24 protein-coding genes are annotated in these 25,568 nt (G+C 59.9%); 18 read left to right on the top strand and 6 right to left on the bottom strand.

Annotated features, from left to right (window positions below):
• Positions 1-100 precede the first annotated feature (100 nt).
• The 11 genes from L2D14_12215 (at position 101) to L2D14_12165 (ending at position 11,883) form a co-directional block, all read left to right on the top strand.
• Complete coding sequence (locus L2D14_12215; GenBank protein ID WNJ98632.1) at positions 101-910, top strand: YdcF family protein; 810 nt, start codon at positions 101-103, stop codon at positions 908-910.
• Entirely contained in the window at positions 907-2,112 is a 1,206-nt protein-coding gene (locus L2D14_12210) for a lytic murein transglycosylase (protein WNJ98631.1), read from the top strand. Before L2D14_12215 ends, L2D14_12210 begins: the two co-directional genes overlap by 4 nt.
• A gap of 175 nt (positions 2,113-2,287) precedes the next feature.
• On the top strand, positions 2,288-3,256 hold the full coding sequence (locus L2D14_12205; GenBank protein ID WNJ98630.1) for a septal ring lytic transglycosylase RlpA family protein: 969 nt from the start codon (positions 2,288-2,290) through the stop codon (positions 3,254-3,256).
• Between the two features lie 42 nt (positions 3,257-3,298).
• Entirely contained in the window at positions 3,299-4,483 is a 1,185-nt protein-coding gene (locus tag L2D14_12200) for a D-alanyl-D-alanine carboxypeptidase family protein (GenBank protein ID WNJ98629.1), read from the top strand.
• 10 nt (positions 4,484-4,493) lie between these two features.
• Complete coding sequence (gene tmk, locus L2D14_12195) at positions 4,494-5,144, top strand: dTMP kinase (GenBank protein ID WNJ98628.1); 651 nt, start codon at positions 4,494-4,496, stop codon at positions 5,142-5,144.
• Positions 5,145-5,161: 17 nt separating this feature from the next.
• Positions 5,162-6,283, top strand: coding sequence for a DNA polymerase III subunit delta' (locus L2D14_12190; GenBank protein WNJ98627.1), 1,122 nt, complete (start codon positions 5,162-5,164; stop codon positions 6,281-6,283).
• Positions 6,284-6,480: 197 nt separating this feature from the next.
• Positions 6,481-8,028, top strand: coding sequence for a methionine--tRNA ligase (gene metG, locus L2D14_12185; GenBank protein WNJ98626.1), 1,548 nt, complete (start codon positions 6,481-6,483; stop codon positions 8,026-8,028).
• A gap of 186 nt (positions 8,029-8,214) precedes the next feature.
• Positions 8,215-9,048 (top strand): TatD family hydrolase, encoded by an 834-nt coding sequence (locus tag L2D14_12180; GenBank protein ID WNJ98625.1) that lies wholly within the window; start codon positions 8,215-8,217, stop codon positions 9,046-9,048.
• A 4-nt stretch (positions 9,049-9,052) separates the two neighbouring features.
• Positions 9,053-9,877 (top strand): MBL fold metallo-hydrolase, encoded by an 825-nt coding sequence (locus L2D14_12175; GenBank protein WNJ98624.1) that lies wholly within the window; start codon positions 9,053-9,055, stop codon positions 9,875-9,877.
• Between the two features lie 162 nt (positions 9,878-10,039).
• Positions 10,040-10,906 carry a nucleoside triphosphate pyrophosphohydrolase gene (gene mazG, locus L2D14_12170; protein WNJ98623.1) on the top strand — a complete coding sequence of 289 codons (867 nt, stop codon included), beginning with the start codon at positions 10,040-10,042 and terminating at the stop codon, positions 10,904-10,906.
• 101 nt (positions 10,907-11,007) lie between these two features.
• Entirely contained in the window at positions 11,008-11,883 is an 876-nt protein-coding gene (locus tag L2D14_12165; protein ID WNJ98622.1) for an IS1595 family transposase, read from the top strand.
• Here the strand turns inward: L2D14_12165 and L2D14_12160 are convergent.
• A complete protein-coding gene (locus L2D14_12160) occupies positions 11,828-12,841 on the bottom strand; it encodes a serine protease (GenBank protein WNJ98621.1) in 1,014 nt (337 codons plus the stop codon). The two genes, L2D14_12165 and L2D14_12160, sit on opposite strands and share 56 nt — an antisense overlap.
• 93 nt (positions 12,842-12,934) lie before the next feature.
• Between L2D14_12160 and L2D14_12155 the strand changes: the two genes are divergently transcribed.
• A complete protein-coding gene (locus L2D14_12155; GenBank protein ID WNJ98620.1) occupies positions 12,935-13,327 on the top strand; it encodes a cupin domain-containing protein in 393 nt (130 codons plus the stop codon).
• Positions 13,328-13,362: 35 nt separating this feature from the next.
• Positions 13,363-14,001, top strand: coding sequence for a thiopurine S-methyltransferase (tmpT, locus tag L2D14_12150; GenBank protein WNJ98619.1), 639 nt, complete (start codon positions 13,363-13,365; stop codon positions 13,999-14,001).
• Positions 14,002-14,126: 125 nt separating this feature from the next.
• On the opposite strand, the gene L2D14_12145 is transcribed toward tmpT, so the two are convergent.
• From L2D14_12145 to L2D14_12135, 3 genes are read right to left on the bottom strand one after another with little or no spacing between them, the layout of a single operon-like run.
• Complete coding sequence (locus L2D14_12145; protein WNJ98618.1) at positions 14,127-15,680, bottom strand: 4-hydroxyphenylacetate 3-hydroxylase N-terminal domain-containing protein; 1,554 nt, start codon at positions 15,678-15,680, stop codon at positions 14,127-14,129.
• A gap of 13 nt (positions 15,681-15,693) precedes the next feature.
• Positions 15,694-16,578 (bottom strand): CoA ester lyase, encoded by an 885-nt coding sequence (locus L2D14_12140; protein WNJ98617.1) that lies wholly within the window; start codon positions 16,576-16,578, stop codon positions 15,694-15,696.
• A gap of 16 nt (positions 16,579-16,594) precedes the next feature.
• Complete coding sequence (locus tag L2D14_12135) at positions 16,595-17,797, bottom strand: CoA transferase (GenBank protein ID WNJ98616.1); 1,203 nt, start codon at positions 17,795-17,797, stop codon at positions 16,595-16,597.
• 123 nt (positions 17,798-17,920) lie between these two features.
• Between L2D14_12135 and L2D14_12130 the strand changes: the two genes are divergently transcribed.
• From L2D14_12130 to L2D14_12120, 3 genes are all read left to right on the top strand, one after another.
• Positions 17,921-18,625 (top strand): NAD(P)H-dependent oxidoreductase, encoded by a 705-nt coding sequence (locus L2D14_12130; GenBank protein ID WNJ98615.1) that lies wholly within the window; start codon positions 17,921-17,923, stop codon positions 18,623-18,625.
• A 166-nt stretch (positions 18,626-18,791) separates the two neighbouring features.
• A complete protein-coding gene (locus tag L2D14_12125; protein WNJ98614.1) occupies positions 18,792-20,207 on the top strand; it encodes a multicopper oxidase family protein in 1,416 nt (471 codons plus the stop codon).
• Between the two features lie 87 nt (positions 20,208-20,294).
• Positions 20,295-21,002 (top strand): hypothetical protein, encoded by a 708-nt coding sequence (locus L2D14_12120; GenBank protein WNJ98613.1) that lies wholly within the window; start codon positions 20,295-20,297, stop codon positions 21,000-21,002.
• A gap of 59 nt (positions 21,003-21,061) precedes the next feature.
• Here the strand turns inward: L2D14_12120 and L2D14_12115 are convergent, their stop codons facing one another.
• Both L2D14_12115 and L2D14_12110 read right to left on the bottom strand, forming a co-directional pair.
• Complete coding sequence (locus L2D14_12115) at positions 21,062-21,928, bottom strand: NAD(P)-dependent oxidoreductase (GenBank protein ID WNJ98612.1); 867 nt, start codon at positions 21,926-21,928, stop codon at positions 21,062-21,064.
• 108 nt (positions 21,929-22,036) lie between these two features.
• Entirely contained in the window at positions 22,037-22,720 is a 684-nt protein-coding gene (locus L2D14_12110) for a class I SAM-dependent methyltransferase (protein WNJ98611.1), read from the bottom strand.
• Between the two features lie 162 nt (positions 22,721-22,882).
• Here L2D14_12110 and L2D14_12105 point away from each other — a divergent pair, with 162 nt between their 5' ends.
• Together L2D14_12105 and L2D14_12100 are read left to right on the top strand one after the other, a co-directional pair.
• On the top strand, positions 22,883-23,935 hold the full coding sequence (locus L2D14_12105; protein WNJ98610.1) for an FkbM family methyltransferase: 1,053 nt from the start codon (positions 22,883-22,885) through the stop codon (positions 23,933-23,935).
• Between the two features lie 4 nt (positions 23,936-23,939).
• Positions 23,940-25,418 (top strand): hypothetical protein, encoded by a 1,479-nt coding sequence (locus L2D14_12100; protein WNJ98609.1) that lies wholly within the window; start codon positions 23,940-23,942, stop codon positions 25,416-25,418.
• Positions 25,419-25,568 lie beyond the last annotated feature (150 nt).

Genomic DNA, 25,568 nt, shown 5'->3' with positions numbered 1-25,568 from the left:
CGATGACCTAATATTGATCGGCAGGGAGAGGATGGCGCTGCCTGCGGTCAACATTGCCGCCGAACCCGGCGCGGGTTAAGCAACACCAAGGGAAGTGGCAATGTTCTTTTACCTGTCCAAGATATTCTGGTTTTTTGCCAACCCCGGCAATGCGTTCCTGCTGGTTCTGTTGCTGGGGCTATTGCTGTCCGCAACCCGTTTCTCGAGGTTGGGGAAGAGCTTCGTCTGGCTGGCCGTCGTGTTCGCGTTGACGGTTACATTCGTGCCGCTTGGCGGCTACATGCTGCAATCATTGGAAGACCGTTTCCCCGCACCGAAATCCCTGCCGGCACATATCGATGGCATCGTTGTCCTTGGCGGCGTTGTGAACCCTGTGATGTCGAAGGCAAGGGATCGGGCCGTCATCGGCGGGGCGGTCGAGAGGATTACCGTTTCCGCAGCCCTGGCCCAGACTCACCCGAATGCGCGTTTGATCTACAGCGGCGGTGCGGCAACCCTCACCAATCGGGACATTCGCGAAGCAGATTATGTTGCCGGTCTCTACGAAGCCCTGGGGGTACCCAAAAGCAGGCTGGAACTGGAACGCGAAGCCCGGAACACCTGGGAGAATGCCAAATTCACGATGGAAATGGCGGCGCCGAAAACCGGCGAGACCTGGATTCTCGTCACCTCGGCCTTTCACATACCCCGTTCGGTCGGTGCATTTCGCCGCGTCGGATGGGAAATGATTCCATACCCGGTCGACTTCAATGCCGATCCGGATATTTCCTTCCCTTCACCCATGGATTTCACATCCGGACTGGGGCGCATGTCCCTGGCGGGCCATGAATGGCTCGGCTTGATCGGCTATTGGCTGACCGGCAAGAACAGCGCCGCATTCCCGAAACCCCGAGCATCGGAGGCTCAATGACTTTTTCGCGCACCCTTTATGCACTTCTGGCGGCAACGGTTTTTATCGTTGCACCGCCTGCCCGGGCGGAAACGTCGGAACCGTTTCTGGATTGGCTCAAGGGTTTCAGAAGTGAAGCGGCGAAATCGGGTATCGCCGACAGTGTGCTGGATCAGGCACTGGGGTCGGTGACGCCGATCCCCCGGGTTCTGGAACTGGACCGCCGCCAGCCGGAATTCATGCTGACGCTCTGGCGCTATATGGAAATCTACGTTCCCGACAAGCGTATCGAGACCGGCAAGGCGCTTTTGAAGAAGCATGCCAAACTGCTGGCCGAGGTTGAGAAAAAGTACGGCGTGCCGCCGCGGTTTCTCGTCGCCTTTTGGGGCGTGGAAACGGATTTCGGACGGAATTTCGGCGCTTTTCACATGCTCAGCGCGGTCGCCACGCTGGCGCACGATGCGCGCCGCGCCGATTTCTTCAAGACACAGTTGATGTCGGCTGTCCGTCTGGTCGGGCTCGGTGATGTGCCGGTCGACGTGAAGTCGTCTTGGGCCGGGGCGATGGGCAACATGCAGTTCATCCCGACGACGTTCGAGGCTTATGCCGTCGATCAGGACGGCGACGGGCGGCGCGATCTTTGGAACAGCCTGCCGGATGCCTTTGCCTCCGCCGCTAATTACCTGAAAAGCGTGGGCTGGAATCCGGATTACACGTGGGGCAGGGAAGTTCGCTTGCCGAAGGATTTCGATCTCTCGCTGGGCGGTCTGCAGGCGCGGAAAAAACTGGCCGAATGGCAGAAACTCGGCGTGCGCAGGGTCGATGGCGGGAACCTGCCGGCCGCGGATATCGAGGCATCGCTTCTGCTGCCGGCCGGGGCCGCGGGGCCCGTGTTCCTGGTTTACAGCAATTTCCGCACCATCATGCGCTGGAACTCGTCACAGCTGTATGCCGTCGCCGTCGGTCATCTGGCCGACCGGTTCATCGGTCTGCCCGCTCTTAGCGTCAAGAAACCGGCCGACGCCCATATGCTGCGCTTTGCCGATATTTCGGAAATGCAGCGGTTGTTGACGAAGATCGGCTTCAATACCGGCGGCATCGATGGCCGCGCCGGGCCGATGACCAGAAAAGCGATCCGGGATTTCCAGAAAAGCGTGAACCTGCCGGCGGATGCGCATCCGACTTTCGGGCTGCTGGAAAGACTGCGGACGGCGGCGAAATAACGAAACGCATCGTTGAGGTTCATGGTAATTTGTGACACAAGATAATGTAATTCAGGGGCAAAATATGCCAACATGGAGTGGTCGGCATGGTGCCGCCGGGAACAGGAACCAGGGTGGAGTTTTCACGAGGATGATGGCATCGCGTTTACGCATACTCGCTTCGTTGAGCGCGCTTATGCTGCTTCTGACCGGTTGCGCCGAAACGGAGTTTCTGATTCACACCGCGAAACGCGTTTCCCGCACCGACACGCCGCCGCCGGGCGAGGGGACCTACAAGGTCGGCAATCCCTATCAGATCGACGGCATCTGGTACCATCCCGCCGAAGATTACGAATACGACGAAACCGGCATCGCTTCTTGGTATGGGGCCGCGTTTCACGGCAAGCTGACGGCCAACGGCGAGGATTACGACATGAATGCGCTGACGGCGGCGCACCGGACCTTGCCGATGCCGAGCTTCGTGCGTGTCACCAACCTTGAAAACGGCCGCTCGCTGGTGCTCAAGGTGAATGACCGCGGTCCGTTCGCCAAGGGCCGTATTATCGATATCTCGCGCCGGGGCGCGCAGCTTCTCGGCTTCCAGAATCAGGGGACGGCGCGGGTCCGCGTGCAGATTCTCGCCGACCAGTCCCAGGCCGTCGCGGCGCGTCTGCAGAACCGGGACAATCTTGCCCGTGTCGGCTCGCCGATTACCGTCGATAAAATGCCGAAAGCGAGTGTCAGTGCGGAAGCCCTGCCTGCACCGTCCGGCGCCGAAGCCTCACCCAGCGTGACCGCGCAACCGCAGCCGGTTCTGGTCGCCTCGAACGATCCGCTGAACCCGACCGGTACGATCCCGAACACCACGGCACCATCGGAAACGGCAGCGCTGAATTCGAACCCGGATGCCGCACTCCGCCAAGAGCCGGTCAGACCGACATCGATCTATGTCCAGGCCGGGGCTTTCGGCTTGTTTGACAATGCCAACAAGGTACGCGCGCGCTTAAGCCCGCTCGGCAAGGTGTTCCTTGATCAGGTTCTGATCAACGGACGCGACCTTTACCGTGTCAGGATCGGCCCCTTGAGCGATGTGCATCAGGCCGATGCGACGTTGGCGCAGGTCATCGGCACGGGCTATCCGGATGCCCGCATCATCGTTGATTGATCCGTCACGAAATCGACAAAATTCGACGCCTAGTATGGAGACATGCAGATTTTAAAATACAATACCCGAAAGGCGATCGCGGCTCTTGCGCTGTTCGCCGCCGCCGCAACGGTTACGGCAATCCCCGGCGACCTTCTCGCCGAAAGCATTGAAACCAAAGCCCGCGAAGCGATCGTTCTCGACCCGCAGACCGATACGGTACTTCTCAACAAGAATGCCGACGTCAGCATGCCGCCGGCCTCAATGAGCAAGATGATGACCGTCTACATGCTGTTCGAGAGCATCAAGGACGGTCGTGTTTCGCTCGAGGACAAGTTCCGTGTATCCGAGAACGCGTGGCGTACCGGTGGCGCCAAGAGCGGCTCCTCGACGATGTTTCTGCCACCCAATTCGGAAGTGAAGGTCGAAGACCTGATCCGCGGCATCATCGTGCAGTCGGGTAACGACGCCTGCATCGTCGTTGCCGAAAATCTCGCCGGTTCCGAGGAAGCCTTCGCGCGGCGCATGACCGACAAGGCGCACGAAATCGGCATGATGAATTCGAATTTCGCCAATGCAACCGGCTGGCCGAATCCCGAACACCGCACCACGGCACACGATCTGGCGATCCTGGCAAAACGCACGATCAACGATTTCCCCGAATTCTTTCATTACTATTCGGAACGTGAATTCACCTATAACGAAATCCGCCAGTCCAATCGCAATCCGCTGCTGTATGGCTATGCCGGCGCGGACGGTATGAAAACCGGGCATACATCGGTTGCCGGGTATGGCCTGACCGGCACGGCGAAGCAGGGTGAGCGGCGTCTGATTACCGTCGTCAACGGATTGGAAAGCAACAGGGACCGGGCCACGGAAACCGCCAGGCTTTTGGATTGGGGCTTTCGCGAATTCGGCAATTACGCCCTGTTCCGGGCCGGCGATACCGTCGAGATCGCACCGCTCTGGCTGGGCACGCTGCCGAGCGTCGAAATGAAGATCGACCGCGATATTCACATCACCATGACCAAGAAAGCGCGCCGCGCCATGAAGGTGACGGTGCGTTATTCGTCGCCGATCCCGGCACCGATCGCGGCGGGCCAGAAAATCGGCACGCTGACGGTCGAGGCCCCCGATTTCGAAACCATCGAAGCGCCGCTTCTGGCCGGGCAGGATGTCGGGCAACTCGGCATGTTCGGTCGCCTCGGGGCGGCACTGGAATTCCTGCTATGGGGTGAGAGCGGTTGAGTGCACTTCGATGACGGGCAGTTTCATCACCTTCGAGGGGGGCGAAGGGGGCGGCAAGTCGACCCAGGTGTCGATGCTCGCAGATGCGCTCAGGGCATCGGGAATTAACGTCATCACGACCCGTGAGCCGGGCGGTGCGCCGGCCGCCGAGGAAATCCGCAATCTTCTCGTTTCCGGTGCGGTCGAGCGTTGGACGCCGATGGCGGAAGTGCTGTTGAATTACGCCGCGCGCGACATGCACGTCACTCAGGTTATCCGCCCCGCGCTTGAACGCGGCGATTGGGTGATATCGGACCGTTTTTCGGACTCCACCATGGCCTATCAGGGATATGGCGGCGGTATCGATCCGGCGCGGATTGCCGCCGTGCATGCGGCGGTGCTGGGCGATTTCAAGCCCGACCTGACACTGGTGCTCGATCTTGAAACGGAACAGGGGCTGAAACGTTCAGGAAAGCGTCTGAGCGAGCAGGACAGCGCCGAGGATCGCTACGAGCGCATGGATCTGGAATTTCACCACCGGCTTCGCGAAGGGTTTCTTGAAATAGCCGCGGCCGAACCGCTACGCTGCCGGGTGATCGATGCGGCGACGGACATCGATATCGTTGCCGCGAATATCCGTACCGCCGTCGCGGAAAAGTTCGGTTTGTCGTTGGGCGTTTAATTGGGGGTATCGCTGCCATGAATGCCAAGGCTGCGCCGGTTCTGGACACCGACATCGAGGAGGGGCCGCGTCATACCGCGGACCTGATCGGTCACGAGGATGCCGAGCATGTCCTGCTGGACGCCGCATCCGGGGGCAGGCTGCCGCATGCGTGGCTGCTCACGGGCCCGAAGGGCATCGGCAAGGCGACACTGGCGTTCCGTTTTGCCCGCTATCTGTTCACGCACCAACCGAATGCCGCATCGGCGGCGGGCGGGCTGTTCGCCGACGACGACATCCCGGCTGAGTTGCCTCAAAGCCTGTATGTCGATCCGGCGCGGCCGATCTTTCACCGTGTCGCCGCCGGCGGTCACGGCGATCTGATGACCGTCGAACGCAAGCTCAACGACAAGGGCAAGCTGTCGACGCAGATCAGGGTCGAGGATGTGCGCGCCGCCATCGATTTCGCGCACCTGACGTCCAGCGAAGGTGGCTACAAGGTGATCATCGTCGACGGCGCCGAGCTGATGAACCGCTCGTCCGAGAACGCGTTTCTGAAAATCCTCGAAGAACCGCCGGCACACTGCGTCATCATCATGATCAGCCATAACCCGGGCAGGCTGCTGCCGACGACGCGGTCGCGCTGCCGCACGCTGGCCATGAAACCGTTGTCGGCGGAACAGGTCGGCGAGCTGATGACCCGGCACATGCCGGAAGTAAATGCCGCCGACGCGCACGAACTGGCACGGCTGGCGGAAGGCAGTATCGGCCGCGCCATGTCGCTGGCGGCGGGCGGCGGGCTGGAAATTTACCGGGATGTGGTTAATATCTTCGCGTCACTCCCCAATCTGGATGGTGCCGCGGTGCAGGCGTTGGCCACGAAGCTGTCCAAATCCGGCGATGACGATGCCTATTATTCCGGAATCGAGCTGTTCCGTTGGTGGCTTTCCAGAGTCGTGCTGGCGTCGTCGCGTGGCGCCGAGGGCGATGACAGCCTGAGCGCCGAAGAGCGTGAAATTGCCGAGCGTGCGGCGGCAACGTCGATCCTGCCGGTCTGGCTGGCGCGTCTCGACCAGGCGGAAAGCATGATCCGCAGCGCCGATCCGCTGAACCTCGACCGCAAGCAGGTCATCCTGTCGCTGTTCCTGTCGCTGGCTTAGTACCCAATCCATATCGCCGTCATTCCGGCGCATGCCGGAATCCAGAGCGCAAGTCAGAGTTTTACAGGGTAATATTCTGCCTGCTGCCCTGGGCCCCGGCCTGCGCCGGGGTGACGATGGCGGTTGGTCATCCGTATTCCTTGACCCACCGCGCCCCGCGCCGTACCTAATGGCGCGAATTTCTTGAAGGAAACCCGATGTCCGAGAAGCCGACCTATTACGTCACGACGCCGATCTATTACGTCAACGATGCGCCGCACATCGGCCATGCGTATACGACGCTGGCGTGCGACGTGCTGGCGCGCTTCAAGCGGCTGGACGGCTTTGACGTACGGTTCCTGACCGGCACCGACGAGCACGGCCAGAAGGTCGAAAAATCGGCGCAGGCGGCGGGTATCGATCCGCAGGCCTTCACCGACAAGGTGTCGCAGAATTTCCGCGATCTGGCGGCCTTCATGAACTTCAGCAACGACGACTTCATCCGCACCACCGAGGACCGGCACATCAAGTCGTGTCAGGCGATCTGGAAGAAGCTGGAAGAGGCGGGGGATATCTATCTCGACAACTACGGCGGCTGGTACGCGGTCCGTGACGAGGCGTTCTACGCCGAGGACGAGCTGACCAAGAACGCTGACGGCAAACGCATCGCACCCTCGGGCGCCGAGGTCGAGTGGGTCGAGGAGCCCAGCTATTTCTTCAAGCTGTCGGCGTGGGGCGACCGGCTTTTGGCTCTGTACGAAGCCAACCCCGATTTCATTCTGCCGGAAAGCCGCCGCAATGAGGTCATGAGCTTCGTCAAGGGCGGCCTCAACGATCTGTCGATCTCGCGCACCACGTTCAACTGGGGCGTGCCGGTGCCGGGCGACGAGGCACATATCATGTATGTGTGGCTCGATGCGCTGACCAACTACATCACCGCCGTCGGCTATCCGGAAACGGAAACCGGCGATTACGCGAAATACTGGCCCGCCGACCTGCACATGGTCGGCAAGGACATCCTGCGCTTTCATGCCGTCTACTGGCCGGCGTTCCTGATGGCTGCCGGTCTCGCGCCGCCGAAACGCGTCTTCGCGCACGGCTGGTGGACCAACGAAGGCCAGAAGATCTCGAAGTCGCTCGGCAACGTCATCGATCCGATCGATCTGGCCAACAAGTACGGCCTGGATCAGGTGCGCTATTTCATGCTGCGCGAGGTGCCGTTCGGCAACGACGGCGATTTCTCGCACCAGGCCATGGTCAACCGCATGAACGGCGAGCTGGCCAACGATTTCGGCAATCTGGCGCAACGCGTGCTGTCGATGGTGGCCAAGAACTGCGACGCACAGGTGCCGGAACCCGGTGCCTTCGACGCCGACGATATGGAGCTTCTCGGCGCCGCCAGGGGGCTTCTTGAGGTGGTCCGTGCGCAGATAGACCGCCAGGGCTTCAATCATGCGCTGGAGGCGATCTGGACCGTGATCCGCGCCGCCAACGGCTATGTCGACCGTCAGGCGCCGTGGAAGCTGCGCAAGGAAGACCCTGCGCGCATGGCCACCGTGCTCTACGTGCTGGTTGAAACGATCCGGCATCTGGCGATCCTGTGCCAGCCGGTGATGCCGGACACCATGTCGAGGATGCTCGATCAACTTGGCGTTGCCGCCGATGCCCGCACATTTGCCGCACTGGGCGAGGGCGGGGCGCTCGTCCCCGGTTCGACCCTGCCCAAGCCGGAAGGGGTTTTCCCCCGCTTCGTCGACGAAGAGTAGCTCTCAACGTCTGCTGCTTCTTAAAGCCCGTCGTTCAGGCGAAAGCCGGAATCCAGCGCCGCAAAGCGGGATTTCACGCCGCATCGCATCATATCCACGTTTCTGGACCCCGGCCTGCGCCGGGGTGACGCTGGTTTCCTTGACTCCATGACCTGCTTGGCCAACATGTCCGCCCAAGGAGAACGCATGACAGAGTCCAGGCAACCACCCGTTTTCGATGCGCCGCTGATCGACAGCCACTGCCATCTGGATTTTCCGGATTTCGGCGATGAGCTGGATGACGTGGTGGCGCGTGCCGGGCGTGCCGGCATTTCGCACATGGTGACGATCTCGACGCACCTGAGCCGGTTTCCGCGCGTCCTCGCCGTTGCCGAGCGCTTCGAGAACGTCTTTTGCACGGTCGGCATCCACCCGCACGAGGCCGGTACCGAAGCCGAAGTCTCGACCGCCGAGCTGGTCGAACTGGCGCAGCACCAGAAGGTCGTCGGTATCGGCGAAACCGGGCTGGATTTCTATTACGAGCACAGCCCCAGAGACGTGCAGGAGCGGCAGTTCCGCACACACATCGCGGCGGCCCGTGAAACCGGCCTGCCGCTGATCGTGCACACCCGCGACGCCGACACCGATACCATCCGGATTCTCGAGGAAGAGCACGCGAAAGGGGCTTTTCCGGGCCTGATACACTGCTTCAGCGCCAGTCAGGAGCTGGCCGAACGGATGGTCGCAATCGGGCTGTATATCTCGTTTTCCGGCATCGTAACGTTCAAGAAAGCCGACGCGCTGCGCGACGTCGCCAAAACCGTGCCCGCCGATCGTATCCTGGTTGAAACCGACAGCCCCTATCTGGCGCCGGTGCCCAGGCGCGGCAAGCGTAACGAACCGGCCTTTACCGCCTTCACGGCGCAGAAAATCGCCGAAATACGGGGTATCAACGCGGCCGAGATCGCCGCCACGACGACCGCCAATTTCAAGCGCCTGTTCGCCAAGGCCGGCGCCGCCATCGACGCCCGGGCGGCATGAGCGTATGACGGCGACGAAGATCAGCTTTCTCGGCTCCGGCTCCTCCAGCGGCGTTCCTGGGATCGGCATCGGCTGGGGCCGCTGTAACCCTGATAACCCGAAGAATAACCGGCTCAGGCAGTCGATCCTTGTGGAAACGTCCGGCAAGCGGGTGTTGGTGGATACGTCGCCCGATCTGCGCCAGCAATTGCTGCGCGTCGGCGTCAGCGACATCGATGCGGTGCTGTTCACGCACGCGCATGCGGACCATTTGAACGGCATCGACGACCTCAGGGGCGTCAACAAGGCGATCAGGCGTCCGTTGCCTGTGTTCGCCAATATGGAGACGCACGCCCATATAAAGCAGTGTTTCGGATACACGCTGAAACCGCTGCCGGACGATTTCAACGGTGTCTATATCCGTCCGGTGCTCGACATGACGGAATTCGTGCCGGGCGACGATCTGGACGTATTGGGTGTGCCGGTCGGAACGTTTCTACAGGATCACGGATATTCCAGGACGGTCGGGTTTAAGTTCGACGGCTGCGTTTATTCGACCGATGTGAAGGCACTGTCCGACGACGTGCTGGAGCGTCTCGCGGCGGCGCATTTGGACGTCTGGATTATCGGCGTATTTCGATGGGAAAAGCATTGGACGCATGCGCATGTCGATCTGGCATTGGAGTGGATTTCACGTGTGAAACCGAAAAGGGCGATCCTGACGCACCTCAGTCCGGATATCGATTACGATGAATTGAAACGCTATTTGCCCGATCATGTCGTGCCGGCTTTCGATGGTATGACGCTCGATGTTGCCGCGCGCGGGGGAGAGGTTTCGATCTCCGACTGAGGCGCATCAGCAACGATTTTTTATTTTTATCCATGCTCGATAACGTTATGCGTAAATCTACTAAGTCATTGTTATATATATAACTATCATAATTTTCCATAATATACATTATGCGACTTTTATGGATACGAATATGGGGGCTCCCCCCGGATTGAAGCTGAATTGAACGAGTTGGACGACACGATGACGAAGCCGAAAAGCACCTGGCCGACCGATACCACCGACGACCTGCTGCGCATCATGGCGAAGCTTCGCGATCCGGATGGCGGTTGCCCGTGGGACGTCGAACAGAACTTCGCCTCGATCGCGCCGTACACCATCGAGGAAGCCTACGAGGTTGCCGACGCCATCGAACAAGGCGACATGCAAGCCCTCAAGGGCGAGCTCGGCGATCTGCTTTTACAGGTCGTTTTTCATGCGCAAATGGCGGCCGAGGCCGGTCACTTCGACTATGCCGATGTGGTGCACGGGATCTCGGAAAAGATGGTCGTGCGCCACCCGCATGTGTTCGCCGGTGCCTCCGTTGCCGATGCCGATGCGCAGACAAAAGCCTGGGAGGATCAGAAAGCCGCCGAGCGTGCGGATAAGGCCGAAGCCGAGGGACGCATCCCCTCGGTGCTGGACGATGTGGCACGCGGCCTCCCTGCCCTGATGCGGGCCGAGAAACTGCAAAAGCGCGCGGCCCGGGTCGGCTTCGACTGGCCGACCCCGGCACCCGTATTCGACAAGGTGCGCGAGGAACTGGACGAGGTTCGCGAGGTGCTGGACGACGGCGGCGATCCTGCCAAGGTCGCGGACCGGCTCGAGGATGAACTGGGCGATCTGCTGTTCACCTGTGTCAACCTCGCCCGCAAGCTGGGCGCCGACCCGGAAACTGCGCTCCGGCGCACAATCTCCAAGTTCGAACGCCGCTTCCGCGTCGTCGAGGCCACCGCGGCGCGTGACGGTGCCTCCCTCAAGGACATGGATATCGATCAGCTCGAAGCACTGTGGGTCAAGGCCAAGGCCACCGACCCTGCCCCGAAATAGCCCTTCTGTTATCTATTAGTAGATAACAGCCGGGTTTATCCCTTTACAGCAAGTACGCATTATGGCATACTTTCCCTAGTAGCAAGTAAGGGGATAAACCGATGCGTTACACGTTTCAAGACTTCGTCACAGAATACCCGACCGATGAAGCCTGTCTCGATAGGATCATGGAGCTTCGCCACGGTCACGAGTCCATTTGCCCGAACTGTGAGAAGGCTACCAAGTTTCATCGGATCACCAAGCGCCGCGCGTATGCTTGTCAGTCTTGCGGGCATCACATCTATCCGTGCGCGGGTACCCCGTTTGAGAAGTCCCGCACATCGCTACAGAAGTGGTTTTTCGCCATGTATCTGTTTACTGCCAGCCGTAACGGTGTTGCCGCCAAGGAATTGCAGCGCCAGTTAGGTGTGACATACAAAACCGCATGGCGCATGGCTCACGAACTCCGCAAGCTTATGGCTCAATCCGACGATCACGAGCCACTTTCCGGTCACATCGAGATGGACGAAACATTTGTCGGCGGCAAACAGAAGCGCGGCAAATTCGCCGGGCCTACCAATAAAACCACCGTATTTGGTATGGTCCAACGTGACGGCAGCGTACGCGCTGGACCCGTGCCCAATGCCGCCCAAGGCACCCTCCATCCACATATCTGCATGAACGTGGTGCGCGGTAGCACGGTCAGCACCGATAAATGGCGCGCTTATGATTCCCTAAAGGAACTCGGCTATCGTCACGGATCGGTGAACCACTCAGCTAAGCAGTGGGTTAAAGGTGAGCATCACACAAACACGATTGAGAACTTCTGGGGCCAGATCAAACGGGGGATTAAGGGCACCCATATTCACGTCAGCCGCAAACATATGTGGAAATACATTTCCGAGTTTTCCTTCCGCTATAACCTGCGGAAAGAACCAGAGCTTATGTTTCAGAGCCTTCTTTACGGTCTGACGCTGCCGCGTTTAGCAGACGATTGAAATCCTCTTTGTGTTGTGGGTTATCGGCCTTGGTACGAGGTTCCTGTCGCTCGGGACGCTGAATATCAACGTCCTGATTTGCCGTAAGACCCTCCGCCAATCTTCGTTTTCGGTGTTCGATCACTTCCGGCTGCTCCAATAACTCAATTAAATGAAAAGATGAAACAGCGAGACCCATCCCAACCGGTACCCGCTTAGCCTCTGGCCGCTCTAAGCTTAATACCTCGCCTGGAGGGGCGTCCCAAGCCCCAGACCACACTCCTGCTAAAAACGCATCCCCAAGCAACATACCAGTTTGTCTATTCCCGGCTTCGGGCATCTTCCAAACATGGCGAATAAAGACGGGAGACCCACTTAACCCCTCAAGGGTTTGGGCCTCAATTAAATAGCAATGAACATCCTTAACCTTGCCTGTACGGCGGTCTCTCTGAGGAATTGGCTCATCATTCGGCATCATTGCGACAGCACCAGAATGAACAATAGGGCGATTTCTGTTTTTCCCGCGCAACAGCCTGTATAGGCCGACGATATACGCCTCATCACCCACCCCAACGTTTCGCTCTACTGCCAAAGCTCTTGTTAGCAGGGTATCGCCAGAAATACTCATCGCTCCGTCAGGAACACCAACAACCACTGCCAAATCCACATTTGGGTCTGTATGGTAAAACCAGCCAGCATGATCAATATCGTTAATTAGGATTGGATTTCCATCTCGATCACTTGCGCGCAAAGCAAATGGCGGCTCAATTGACTCGGCAACATGGCGAGCTGTCACCAGATACGTGACATTGTCATACCATAGGAAAAAGCCAGTCCCGCCCGGATGGAAGACCGTTTGTTTGTCTGACTCATAAGTCACGTAGCCCAAAAAGGCGACAGCATTTCGCAGGTCTTCATTTAGGCGCAACGGAACATCCCCAAATATTTCGTATCGCACTGTATTAAGACCGTAGTACATCTAGATCATCCAAGTCTATACTTGTTTCTAGGGGATAAACCCGGATAACAGCCCCTGTAGATAACAGCCTCTGGCACAGACAAAGGCATTCAGATGACAGACCTTGATAAGCAACCCGACATTCGTCCATGGCAGAACAAGTTCGAGGTCGCCAATGTCGACGTGGTGGCGGAAACGCCGGCGCTGCGCGTCATCGAGCTGACGCTGAAGCCCGGTGAATGCGTGCCGTGGCATGCGCACCCTGAAAACGCCGATATCTTCTATCCCATCGCCGGTAGCATCGACATTCATGAAAAGATGCCGGAAACGGTGACGCGGATCGGCGTCGGCGAGACGCATACCGTCCCTGCCCGTCGCGCGCATCTGGTGCACAATCCGACCGATGCCGTGATACGTTTTCTCAATATTCAGGGACCGGGCGCCTACGACTACCTGCCGATCGGCGATCAGGCCGCCCCCGACTTCACGCCGAAGCCGATGGATTGACGGGTTTCTACGAGTAGATAACAGGGTGATATTACATGGAACACGACTTCTGGCTTGATCGCTGGAAAAACGATCAGATCGGCTTTCATGAAAAGGACGGCAACAAGCTGCTGGCGCGGCATTTCGATGCCATCGAGCTTGCGGAAGGTTCGCGTTATTTCCTGCCGCTGTGCGGCAAGACCGGCGATATCGCGCGGCTATTGATCAAGGGCTACCGCGTCGTCGGCGTCGAGCTGGTGGAAAAGGCCATCATCCAGCTGTTCGAGGAACTGGGCGTGGCCCCCGACGTTAACGACGCCGGTCCCTTCAAGCACTACAGCGCGCCGGATATCGATATCTACGTCGGCGATTTCTTCGCGCTGACGCAGGATATTCTCGGCCCCGTCGATGCCGTCTATGACCGCGCCGCGCTGGTTGCCTTCCCGGCCGACATGCGCACGCGCTACACAGCGCACCTGGCGGCGATCACCCGACACGCCCGGCAGATGCTGATCACCTTCGAATACGACCAGTCGGACATGGACGGCCCGCCGTTCAACGTGCACGAGGACGAGGTCCGCGCGCATTACGCCGCCGACTACGAGATCGAACTGGTGCGCCGCAAGGTCATCCCGCAGGGCCTCAAGGGTGAGGTCGCGGCGCATGAAACGGTTTGGTTGTTGCGGGGGAAATAGACCCCTCTCCCTCCCGTTCGCTATCGCTCACGGGTCCCTCCCTCTCCCCAGGGAGAGGGTAAGTATGCGGTGATCCCCCTCTCCCTGGGGAGAGGGTGGCGCGCAGCGCCGGGAGCGGGGTGTCCCTACTCCGCCGCCGATTTCTTCGTGATCTCGCCGTCCAAAAGGAAATCCGGGACCCGGCAGCCGATGGTGCAGCAGCGCCCGGGCTGGCGGCCCGGGGCTTTTCCATCCGTGCGTTCGGCCAGGTCGCGGTCCATCAGTTGCTGGACGATCTCTTTCTTTTCGCCGATCGGATAGTTGCGCCAGATTTCGCGCTTCATGGCTTCCGGCGAGCCGCCGCCGTGCAGCGAGATCACCGAATACCAGCCGCCCTGATGTGTCGCCGTCAGATCCTCGATCAGCCGCGCCGTCTGCAGCCGCTGGCTGGCGGGGATGTTCGGGTTGGCCTGTAGGACTTCAGAGAGCGTGCCGGCGGTCTCAGGGTTATGATCCTCGTCCGGGCCCGGCAGCGCGACGATAAGCCCGCCAGACACGGTGTGCGCCAGGCGGTGCATGTCATAGATCTGCGTCGCCATCAGAAGCTTTCCGATGTTGGAAAATACCGGCTCCGGCATGATGTTGCCGGACCCGTCCTTTTGGCCATAGATCGAGGCCGCGACGCCGGTCGCGAAGAACCCTTCGACGATCTTGATCAGTTCCACCATGTCGTCGCGCAAATGGCTGTGACGTTCGGGATCAAGGCCGTTGGCCTCGATCATCAAGGCGCCTGCCCCGATCAGCAGATCGCCGAACCCGGCGCGCGCCGCGATGCACGACTGGCGGTGGTGCGTCGCGTAGTTCTTGGTGATGTCCTCGGAATGCGCCGTCTCGCCGTTCAGGAACACGCGATCATGCGGGATGAAGACTTTGTCGAAGATGACGACGCCCGTGGTCTGCCCATAGCGCTTGGAAAACACCGCCGCATCCTCGCCGGGGCGGCCCGACGGGCGGCAGACGATGGTGACGCCCTCGGCATCGACCGGCACGATACCGCAGACGGCAAAGGCCTTGTCTTCGGGCGTCATGGCGCGGCACGGCATGACCATGAAGCCGTGCACATAGGGCGCGGAGGTGACAATCGCCTTGGTGCCGGAAATGACGATGCCGTCGGCGAGTTCCTCGACCACGTGGACATAGGTGTCGGCGTTGGCCTGCTGGTGCGGTTTTTTCGAACGGTCGCCCTTCGCATCGGTCATGGCGATGGCGTAGTTGTAGCCGTTTTCCTGGGTTTCGATCATGAAGTCGCGGAAGCGCTCGAAATAGTTCGTTCCCTGTGTCGCATCGCATTTCTTTGTCGCCTGATACAGGCCGTTGAAGGCGTCGTGCACCAGGTAACGTTGCGAACAGCCGGATTCCCGGCACATGATGCGGACCGCTTCCAGCTTCGCTAAAAGATCGTCCGGTGTGCGGTCGATCTGCGTCATGCGGTCGACGGTCTTGCCTGTTTCCTGCTCGACCGCCTTCATCAAGGGCGCCAGTTCGGGATCGGACGCCATATCGTACGTCACGCCGATGGCGTTGATGCCGGGCTGCAAAAGCGGCTCGTCGGCGACGCTGTCAATCCGGCGGCCGTCAAGGAAGACGCGCGGCTTGAACGGGCGCAGGCTGTCACGGTATTCGGCGAGCGAGCTGATCATGGGACGGTTCCTCTCAGATTTTTCCGAGTTTGCGCAGCGTGTCCGCCAGATCGACGGTGCGCTGTGCCTTTTCGACAATCGGGTAGTCGACAAAATAGCCGTCGACCTGGATCGAGGCGACGCCAGCGGCCTCGGCCTCGGCAAAGGCGGCAACGATCTTTTCCGACCACGCGATGCTTTCGGCGGTCGGTGCGAAGGCCGTGTTGGCCGGGCCGATCTGGTCGGGGTGGATGCACATCTTGCCCTGAAAGCCGAGCGCGCGGACGGTTTCGCACGATTGGGCGAACAGGTCTTGTTCCTTGATGTGGATGTAGACGGTGTCGATGGGCGGCTCCAGTCCGCCGAGGCGCGACGCCAGCACCATTTCCGAACGGATCGGCAGCAACTCTTCCTCGGTCATCGTCCAGTCCATGCCGAGATCGCGGGTATAGTCCCCGGCGCCGAACGCAAGGCGTTTGACGCGGGAGCCGCAAAGCACGATCTCGCGCAGGTTGGCCGCGCCCTTCGCGGTTTCGATGATCGGCAACAGGTCGATGGCGCCGGGCTGCATGCCCTGTTCGCGCTCAAGGTTTTCGATCAGCCATTCGACGGATTTCAGGTCTTCGACGCTTTCCAGCTTCGGCAGCATGATACCGTCCAGTTCCGGGCAGACGACGGCGCAGATATCGCCATAGCAGAACGGCGTGTCATAGGCGTTGACGCGCACAAAGGCGGCGACGTCGCGGGGCTGGGTCAGGGTTTCGCGAACGATGTCGCGGGTTTTCACCTTTTCGGCGACGGCAACGGCGTCTTCCAGATCGAGTATCACGACATCGGTATCCAGTCCGAGCGCCTTTTCGACGCGTCTCGGGTGGTTGCCGGGGGTGAACAGATAGGTGCGGTGCGCGTGTTCTCTCATGAATTTCGTATCGCCGTCAGATGACGCCGTCCTTTGTCAGTTGTGCAATTTCGACGTCGCTGAGGCCCAGCCATTCGCCGTAGACCATATCGTTGGCTTCGCCGAGGGTGGGGCCGAGCGTTTTCACTTCGCCCGGCGTTTCCGACAGCCGGGGCAGCGCGGCTGGCACGACGACGGGGCCGACGCCCGGCACCTCGACGCTCATCAGCGTGCCGCGTTCCTTGAAATGCGGGTCGGCGAAGATATCGGCGATGGAATTGATGGCTCCCGCCGGGACGTCGTTTTCCGTGCAGACGCGAATGACCTCGTCGCGGGGCATGGATCTGGTCCATGCCTCGACCTCGGCCAAGACAATCTTTCGGTCCTCGAGACGCTTAGCCTGATCGCCAAATCTCTCAAACAAATCAGGTCGTTGCATGGCGATCGTCAGACGCTCGAACATCTTGCTGGTGGTGCACGCGATGGCCAGGAACTTGCCGTCGCCGGCCGGGAAATGGCCATGCGGACAGGCGTTCACGGTGCCGGTGCCTTCGGCCTCGCGGACGAAGCCGTCGACGGCGTAGCGCGGCGCGATTTCGTCCAGCGCACGGAAGATACTTTCGTAAAGCGCGCAGTCGACCACCTGGCCCTGGCCCGTGGCGTCGCGATGCCGGAGCGCCATCATGATGCCGATACAGCCGTACATGCCGGTCATATAATCGCCGAGCGACGTCGAGCCGGGCGTCACCGGCGTTTCGCCGGGCAGGCCGGACAGATACGTCAGCCCGCCATAAGCGTGCGCGATGCGCGCGAACCCGGGGCGGTCCCTGTAAGGCCCGGTCTGGCCGTAGCCGGACACGCGCAGCAAAACGAGGCCGGGATTGATTTCGCGCAATACGTCCCAGCCCAGCCCCCACTTTTCCAGCGTGCCGGGACGGAAGTTCTCGCACACCACGTCGGCGTCCTTGACGAGCTGCTTTAACAGTTCGCCACCCCGCGGCTCACGGAGATTGAGCGAGATGGAGCGTTTGTTGCGGGCCTCGGTCAGCCACGCCAGCGTGCAGTCGTCGAGCGCCGTCTTGGTGCCATAGCGCCGCCACGGGTCGCCTTGCCCGGGTTGTTCGATCTTGATCACCTCGGCGCCGAATTCGCTCATGATGGTGGCGGCGAACGGCGCGGCGATAAAACTGGCGATGTCCAGTACGCGGACACCGCTGAGCGGTTTCTTGACTTCAGGCATTGAACGTTTTTCCTCCGTCCGTCATTTGTGCGGATAATCCGGGGCTAATCAAGGTCATCACGGCAAAACTTCCCGGCCTTTCAAGACTTGACCGCTGGCTGACTGTCGCGCTTAGTCGTTGGCATGCATCTCCATCTCGTCCACGCGCATCCGGAACCGAAATCCTTCACTGCCGCCATGCGCGACACCATCATGGAGACGTGCATCGCCGAGGGGCACACCGTCACCCTTTCCGATCTTTATGCGATGAACTTCAATCCGGTGCTGTCGGCCGACGATTTTACCGAGCGCCGCGACCCGGATCATCTGACCTATGCGCTGGAACAGCGGCATAACTGGCAGCAAGGCACCCTCGCCCCGGATATCGCCGAGGAAATCAGCCGCGTCATGGCCGCCGATGTGCTGGCCTTCACATTCCCGCTGCAGTGGTTCGGCACGCCGGCGATCCTCAAGGGCTGGATCGAGCGGGTCTTCGTTTCCGGCCCGTTCTATGGCGGCAAGCGCATCTACGCCGAAGGCGGGCTCAAGGGGAAGCGTGCGTTCGCCGCGTTCGGCCTTGGCGGGCGCGAGCACATGTTCGGTCCCGGTGCGATCCACGGCCCGCTGGTCGATGGGATGATGAAGCATTTCTTTCAGGGGTCGCTGGGTTATGTGGGCCTGGACGTGCACCAGCCGTTCATTGCCTGGCATGTGCCGTATGTATCCGACGAGGCGCGCAACCGGATGCTGACGGACCTGGCGGACTATGTCCGCAATCTGGAGACGCAGCCGCTGCTGGAAATGCCGGACCTGAACGATTTCGACGACCGGTTTCAGCCGATTAAATGACCCCTCTCCCGGCGCTTAGCGCCACCCTCTCCCGAGGGAGAGGGGGATTGGTCCGTGAGTTCCCTCTCCCTTGGGAGAGGGACAGGTAGAGGCGAATCCGGTAATTCTTGACCTTCCAGTGACTGGCAGCTTCAAAGTGCCGAGAAATGAACGGAGCGGACATCCCATGCAAAGACGCGATTTCCTTGGCCTGACGGGCGCCCTCGCCCTGTCGCCGCTGGTGGCCCCCCTGTTGCCGTCCGTGCTGCGCGCCGAAGACGCACCCGGGCATATCCTGAAGGCCGCCCCGGCGCAGGCGAAACTGATGGGTGCGGACAAACCGGCGACGCCGGTCTGGAGCTTCGGCGGGCAAAGCCCCGGGCCGCTGATCCGAATTCCGCGCGCAAAGCCGGTGCATCTGCGGCTCGAGAACGGCCTTGCGGAGCCGACATCGGTGCACTGGCACGGTATCCGTATTGAAAATGCCATGGACGGTGTTTCAGGCTTCACCCAGTCCCCTGTCGGTCCGGGCGAAAGCTTCGATTACCGCTTCACATCGCCGGATGCCGGCACGTATTGGTATCATTCGCACCACAAGTCGTGGGAACAGGTCGGGCGCGGTCTGTATGGCGCGCTGATCGTCGAGGAGGACGAGCCGCTCGCCATCGATCACGATCTTGTCTTCCTGGCCGATGACTGGCGTCTCGATGAGAACGGCGCAATTATTGAGAACTTCGGCAATCTGCATGACGCCATGCATGGCGGCCGGCTCGGTAACTGGTTGACCGTCAACGGCGACACCAAACCGTCATTTACCGTCCGCCCCGGTGCGCGGGTCCGGCTGCGGCTGATTTCCGCCGCCAACGCGCGGATCATGGCGTTTGCGTTTCCGGGCCTCAATCCCTGGGTCGTAGCCGTTGACGGGCAGCCGCTGGAAGACCCTGAGCCGCTCAAGGAAGCCCTGGAACTGGGGCCGGCGCAACGCGCAGACCTGATCGTCGATATCCCGACGGCGCCGGGAACGACGCTGGATATTCTCGAGGTTTCTGTCGGCGAGCCGATCATTGCGGCCGGCTTCGTCATTCAAGGGGCTGCGGTGCGCGAACAGCCGCTTTCCGGGCCGCTGGTCCTGCCGGCCAATCCCCTCGCCGCACAAACGCCGGACATCGCCAACGCGCAACATGCCGAACTGCTGATGGAAGGCGGCGCCATGGGCGCCATGACCGGCGCGCGCTATCAGGGGCAGATGTTCGACATGCGCACCCTGGCGCTTGAAAAAGGTCAGGGCTGGGCCTTGAACGGTGTCGCCGGGCGGACGGATACGCCGCTGGTTCGCGTCGCCAAGGGCAGAACGCTGAGCGTCAACATGATCAACGACACCCGCTGGCCGCATGCGATGCACCTGCATGGTCATCATTTCAAGGTGATCGAGCGCAACGGCAAGCCTGTCAGCGGTGCACCCTGGCGCGATACGGAGATCGTCGAGGTTGGCGAGAAAGTGCGGTTCGCCTTCGTCGCCGATAATCCGGGTAAATGGCTGTTTCACTGCCATATGCTGGAACATCATATGGCCGGGATGGGGACGTGGATTGATGTTGCATAAGGTCTCGCATCCTTCGAGACGGCCTTACAGGCCTCCTCAGGATGAGGAATGCTATACCTCATGCTGAGGAGCGTAGCGTCTCGAAGCATGGACCCCAGTCAGGTTTGGGGTGACGGGGTTGGGATGGCGATCTATCATCCGCGCATGAACAGATTCTCGAAAAATACCATCCGCCGCCCGCTTAAGGCTCTCGCCGCCTGCGCCATGGTGTTCGTGCTGAGCAGTTGCTACATGCCGATCCGTTTCGACGCCGAGATCGATATCAGCCGGACCGGCTATTACGATTTCATCTTCGACGGTTACCTGGCCAAGGTTGAGCTTTATCAGGACCTGAAAGACAACAAGATCGACCGCGAGGAGGAACTGGTTCAGGTTTCGCAGATCAAGGATGATTTCACCCGGGATTCGGCGGTATCGGAGTTCAAGTACTACGAAAAGGGCCACTTCCATATCACGTATAAGCGCGCGGGCGATTTGCTGCAGGCGAAGACGATGACGTTCTTCCGCCGCAACGAATACATCCTCGGCCTCAGCTACAACAAGAACACCGGGCAGATCGCCATGCTCGGCAAGTCTTTGAAACGCGATATCAAGGACCGGCTGCGCGCTTCCGGACTGGACAGTTCGGGCGAACTGCGGGTGTTTACGGATGCCCGCGTCATCAGCCATAACGCGACCACGGTCAAGCCGTTCAGTTCCAAGGGGCCGAACTACAAGCTCTATACCTGGAAAATTCCGAACCTGCTGGCGCCGACGCCGCTCCTCAAGATTCAGGCGCACCCGCCGCAGTCCTGAGACGCGTCCCCTCTCCCCCTTTCAAGGGAGAGAGGTCTTGCGTGGGGGGTATCAGGCGGTTACTTCGTCAGGCGGCGCAGCAGGCTCGACGTATCCCAGCGCTTGCCACCCATCTCGACGACTTCGCCATAGAACTGGTCGACCAGCGCCGTAACCGGCAGCGACGCACCGTTGTTCTTGGATTCTTCGAGCGCAATGCCGAGATCCTTGCGCATCCATTCGACGGCGAAACCGAAATCGAACTTGTCATCGGCCATGGTGTAGCCGCGATTTTCCATCTGCCACGAACCTGCGGCACCCTTGGAGATACAGTCGACGACCAGTTTGGCATCGAGGCCCGACTTCTGCGCAAAAGCGAGACCCTCGGACAGGCCCTGCAGCAGACCGGCGATGCAGACCTGATTGACCATCTTGGTGATCTGGCCGGAACCGGCCTTGCCCATCAGCGTGACGGCGACGGCGTAGCTGTCGATGACCGGTTTGGCGGCGGTGAAGGTTTTCTTCATGCCGCCGACCATGACCGTGAGTTTGCCGTTCTCGGCGCCGGCCTGGCCGCCCGACACCGGGCCATCGAGGAACTGAATGCCCTTCTTTTTACACTCGGCGTCGATTTCACGGGCAACGATCGCGGACGCCGTCGTGTGGTCGCAATAGGTCGCGCCCTTTTTCATGCCCGCGAGAATACCGTCCTTACCGTAAACGACCGATCGCAGGTCGTCGTCATTCCCGACACACGAGAACACGAAATCAGCGCCCTTGGCGGCCTCGGCCGGGGTCTTGGCCGCCTTGCCGCCGTATTCCTTGGCCCACTTTTTGGCCTTCGCGGCGGTACGGTTGTAAACAGTGACGTCATGGCCGTTTTTCTGCAAGTGGCCGGCCATCGGATAACCCATGACGCCAAGACCGATAAATGCTGCTTTTGCCATTTTTTAAATCCCCCGGAAAATGTGTGAAAAATGATGATTTATTAGGGGGAATATAGGGATTGCCCCCTTGCCCTGCCAACCCCTCTGATCCGCCAAGGACCATTGCGATTATGCAGGCTTATCGAGCCGGGCATAGAAGTTGCCTTCCCAGATTTCCGGCGGCGTCGCACAAACCCGGTTCAAGAGCGCCTGCAGCATACGGTCGAGCCTTTGCCGGCTGCGGCTGCCGAGAAGGTGCGGCCAGCAGGCGCTGCACGCAAGACCGCAGGCAACCGCCATCTGGCGGATGCTGTCCGGTGTATAAGCCGCCAGATGCGTCAGATCGCCGTACTGGAACTGCAAGCCCCAGGGGGACGACGCGTTCGGCATCTTGAGGATAATCGCGCCGCCGGGAGTGAGCCGTCCGGACAGGCCGGTCAAAAGCCTGTAGCCGTCTTCCGGCACGAAATGTTCAAGCACGTCGAACAGGAAGATGCGCTCGAACATTTGCCTGTCGTCGGCTTTCTCAAGATATGCCCAGACGTCCACGGCCTCGAACTTGTCGCGCACGGTGCCTGGAATGACGTCCGACAGCGATTGATCGAGATCGATGGCCTTCAGATCATCAATCCCCTTGTGGTGCAGGTAACTGAGAAAATGCCCTGTGCCGCAGCCGATTTCCAAACAGCGCATGTCGGGTTTCAGGCTGGCCGGTTGCCAGACCTCGGCGTCGAAGCGCGCGATGTGCTTCCGGTTGAGCGTTGGCGTCGTGTAGTTCTTGGCGGCGCCGTAAGATTCGTAAAAAACCGACATGACATAGGTCCCGGTTGTGCCTGTCCGGCACGGCTTTTGAAATTCGAGTGAACCATACACGCGGAAAGCAGGAAAGCCCAAGCAAGACAACGAGCAACACAACAAGAAGCACAATGCGACGGTAAGGCTTGATTGGTGAATGCCGATGTTGGACAAACCCTTATGGAAACAGAAACCCTGATTGCCCCGGCATTGCCGGCGAAGCCCTTCAAGGCATCCGAGTTGCCCTTGATCGCGAAACTGGCCCGCGCCGCGCATCACACCTATGCCAAGCGCTGGAACAAGCGATTGTGCAAAAAGCCGGTGCGGCTCGCTTATGATTTCGCGCAGGATGTCCTGAAACTGGGTGGTCAGGGGGTGGTGTCATTGTCGACCGCATCGGGTGAGCGACAGGCCCGCTTCGATGCCCGCCACCCGCATTTCGGCAGTCTCTATTTCGAAAATGAAGCCTCGGGTTACGAGCCGGATGTCTCTGCCCTGCTCTCCTCGCTGTTGCGGGGCAAGCGGACGTTCTTCGATATCGGCGCCAACTGGGGATACTTCACTTTCTATGCCGCTGCGCTGGCGGGCTATGAAGGCGCGATACACAGCTTTGAGCCGGCGCCGGTGACCCGCGCCGATCTTGAGGGGCTGATCGGCGGTTTCGGTCTGCAGGACCGTATCACCGTGCACGGCATCGCGCTGTCATCGCAAGTCGGCACCGCCGAGATGGCGATCCACGACAAGGAAACAGGGCTTAATCGTATTGCCGGCAGCGGCGTCGGGCGCGAAGGCGCCGGACGTATTGAGGTTCCGATGCAGCGCCTGGACGATCTGGATGCACGGCCCGACGTCATCAAGATGGATGTCGAGGATCATGAGTATGAAGCGCTTTCAGGCGCATCGCGTATGCTGTCGGAGAGCAAACCCTTCATCATCGTTGAAAGCTGGCTGACCCCCGCCAAACCGATGCGTACACTACGGGCCCTTAAGTTTCTCGAAGATGCCGGGTATGCCCTCTATCAGCCCTGCTGGCGGGTTATGACCGACGAGGGGCCGGTGGTGTTCCCCGATATCGGCACAAAAACACCGGATGCCAACTGCCGCCTTGCCATCGTCCCGTTTGCCAGCGAACAGCGCTTCATGCTGTCGCAACAGATGAATGTATTTGCCTGTCATAAAGATCGCGTCGCCGATCTCAAGGAGGATCGTTTTACGGTCCTGGAAGCCGGTTAAGACAGTGATGGTAAGCCGCGCCGCCCAGTATGCACTGATTGCCGTCGGTCTTTTTGCCGCACTGAACATTCTCGCGCTTGGAACGGCGTATCTGCTTTATCCGGGATATGTCGACACGGGTGAGCCGAATATCGTTGCACTTGCATGGCGCTTGCTGGACGGGCACCCGATATACCTGCCGATCAATGATGCCGCGCGGATCACAAACCTATACGGGCCCTACCTTTATCTGATCCATGCGGCAGTGTTTTCAGTACTTGGCGCCTCCGTCGCCATCGGCAAGGCATCGGGGATTGTCGCGCTGATCTTCACCATTGCCGTCAGTGGCGTGGCGCAGGCACGCCGTGGCCTTGCTGTCGCGGCGTTCACGATCGCCTGTATGGCTGCGATTGTTGTTGTGAACCTGCCGGCCAGTATCTGGGATCGCCCGGAGACGTTCATGATGCTCTGTGTGGCACTGGGGACGTGGCTCAATAATGCGTCTGTTCGTGGGCGTTGGATCCGGGCCGTCGGGTTCGGCGTGATGATCGGCATTGCCATGGGCCTCAAGGTCTTCGCAGCAATCTACTTCCTGCCTTTCGGTCTGTTGATGCTGTTCCGCGACGGGATTATGGCCTGCATCGTGAGTGTCGTTGTTGCGATCTGCATAACTGCGCTGCCTTTTCTGACTCCGGCATTCGAACTGCAGTACATGCTCGATCTGGTCGGCCTGATGGCGGACAAGCCGAACTCAATGGACGGGCTGATCAAGGTTCTTCGATATGCAGGATTCTACGTGTTGCCGGCTTTGCTCTTTGTCGGATGGGCATGGCGCGGACTGCCCGCCGGCGAGCGTCGTGATACGGTCATTTTGCTGACCGGGTTCTTGCTGGCGCTGACAGCGGTGTTGTACCCAGCTCAAAAGCCCGGTGCCGGGATGTATTATTTGCTGCCGTTTGCCGCTGTGGCTTTCGATCTTGCCGCGCGTGGGCTGCACCACCTTTCTGCCAAGCCGTCCGCCATGGTGACGGCTGTGATCGTCTGTGTGGTTTTGAGTGTGATTGCCCTGCCCGCGGAAAAGCGGTTTGTGCGCAACCTGAACTGGGATGAGGCTGGCGCGGTCAGCGCTGAAATCGAAAGCATCGCCGCAGCCTATGCGGACAAAACGATCGAAATCGGCATCGGTGATAGCAACGAGAGTTATCGCCGCACCTTTCAACGGACGCGGCTGGTTTTCGGCGGGCATCCTTATTCCCTCGATACCTCGATCCTCATTGACACCACTGTCTGGGGGATCGAGATCACACAGGCAACGCTGGATATGATCGAGAGATGCGCGACGGATATTTGGCTTATCCCCGCAGGAGAACAGCCATATGCCTGGATCGGTTATTACGGCAAAGACGTCTATGGACAGCCGTTCCGTGATTCGTTTAACGCAGCCTTTGAGAAAACGGAAAGCCGCGAATACTTCGATATTTACCGCTGCCGCAAAAGAAGCTGAACGCGAACGGCAATACAGGCCTCAAGTTGAGCATTTCCGCGACTTAGAAGGCGATTAGACCTTGGCCAGAAGGGGTGAATGTTGTATACGCCCCGGCAATCCTGAAGGTACATTTCCGCATGCGTGCAATGATCGAAGACCGAGCATGAG

Source organism: Thalassospiraceae bacterium LMO-JJ14 (assembly GCA_021555105.2).
GTDB lineage: Bacteria > Pseudomonadota > Alphaproteobacteria > Rhodospirillales > Casp-alpha2 > UBA4479.
The sequence above is the reverse complement of the archived record's forward strand: the minus strand, read 5'-3'. Positions and strand labels throughout refer to the sequence as shown.

What these genes read in the sequence shown, in the direction of transcription:
- L2D14_12115 (WNJ98612.1), bottom strand. Translation starts at nt 21,928, where the DNA reads ATGGCAAAAGCAGCATTTATCGGTCTTGGCGTCATGGGTTATCCGATG.
- L2D14_12200 (WNJ98629.1), top strand. Translation starts at nt 3,299, where the DNA reads ATGCAGATTTTAAAATACAATACCCGAAAGGCGATCGCGGCTCTTGCG.
- L2D14_12180 (WNJ98625.1), top strand. Translation starts at nt 8,215, where the DNA reads ATGACAGAGTCCAGGCAACCACCCGTTTTCGATGCGCCGCTGATCGAC.
- L2D14_12145 (WNJ98618.1), bottom strand. Translation starts at nt 15,680, where the DNA reads ATGATCAGCTCGCTCGCCGAATACCGTGACAGCCTGCGCCCGTTCAAG.
- L2D14_12130 (WNJ98615.1), top strand. Translation starts at nt 17,921, where the DNA reads ATGCATCTCCATCTCGTCCACGCGCATCCGGAACCGAAATCCTTCACT.
- L2D14_12190 (WNJ98627.1), top strand. Translation starts at nt 5,162, where the DNA reads ATGAATGCCAAGGCTGCGCCGGTTCTGGACACCGACATCGAGGAGGGG.
- metG (WNJ98626.1), top strand. Translation starts at nt 6,481, where the DNA reads ATGTCCGAGAAGCCGACCTATTACGTCACGACGCCGATCTATTACGTC.
- L2D14_12165 (WNJ98622.1), top strand. Translation starts at nt 11,008, where the DNA reads ATGCGTTACACGTTTCAAGACTTCGTCACAGAATACCCGACCGATGAA.
- L2D14_12215 (WNJ98632.1), top strand. Translation starts at nt 101, where the DNA reads ATGTTCTTTTACCTGTCCAAGATATTCTGGTTTTTTGCCAACCCCGGC.
- L2D14_12155 (WNJ98620.1), top strand. Translation starts at nt 12,935, where the DNA reads ATGACAGACCTTGATAAGCAACCCGACATTCGTCCATGGCAGAACAAG.
- L2D14_12160 (WNJ98621.1), bottom strand. Translation starts at nt 12,841, where the DNA reads ATGTACTACGGTCTTAATACAGTGCGATACGAAATATTTGGGGATGTT.
- L2D14_12175 (WNJ98624.1), top strand. Translation starts at nt 9,053, where the DNA reads ATGACGGCGACGAAGATCAGCTTTCTCGGCTCCGGCTCCTCCAGCGGC.
- tmk (WNJ98628.1), top strand. Translation starts at nt 4,494, where the DNA reads ATGACGGGCAGTTTCATCACCTTCGAGGGGGGCGAAGGGGGCGGCAAG.
- L2D14_12205 (WNJ98630.1), top strand. Translation starts at nt 2,288, where the DNA reads ATGCTGCTTCTGACCGGTTGCGCCGAAACGGAGTTTCTGATTCACACC.
- L2D14_12120 (WNJ98613.1), top strand. Translation starts at nt 20,295, where the DNA reads ATGGACCCCAGTCAGGTTTGGGGTGACGGGGTTGGGATGGCGATCTAT.
- L2D14_12105 (WNJ98610.1), top strand. Translation starts at nt 22,883, where the DNA reads ATGGAAACAGAAACCCTGATTGCCCCGGCATTGCCGGCGAAGCCCTTC.
- L2D14_12135 (WNJ98616.1), bottom strand. Translation starts at nt 17,797, where the DNA reads ATGCCTGAAGTCAAGAAACCGCTCAGCGGTGTCCGCGTACTGGACATC.
- L2D14_12125 (WNJ98614.1), top strand. Translation starts at nt 18,792, where the DNA reads ATGCAAAGACGCGATTTCCTTGGCCTGACGGGCGCCCTCGCCCTGTCG.
- L2D14_12110 (WNJ98611.1), bottom strand. Translation starts at nt 22,720, where the DNA reads ATGTCGGTTTTTTACGAATCTTACGGCGCCGCCAAGAACTACACGACG.
- L2D14_12210 (WNJ98631.1), top strand. Translation starts at nt 907, where the DNA reads ATGACTTTTTCGCGCACCCTTTATGCACTTCTGGCGGCAACGGTTTTT.
- tmpT (WNJ98619.1), top strand. Translation starts at nt 13,363, where the DNA reads ATGGAACACGACTTCTGGCTTGATCGCTGGAAAAACGATCAGATCGGC.
- L2D14_12140 (WNJ98617.1), bottom strand. Translation starts at nt 16,578, where the DNA reads ATGAGAGAACACGCGCACCGCACCTATCTGTTCACCCCCGGCAACCAC.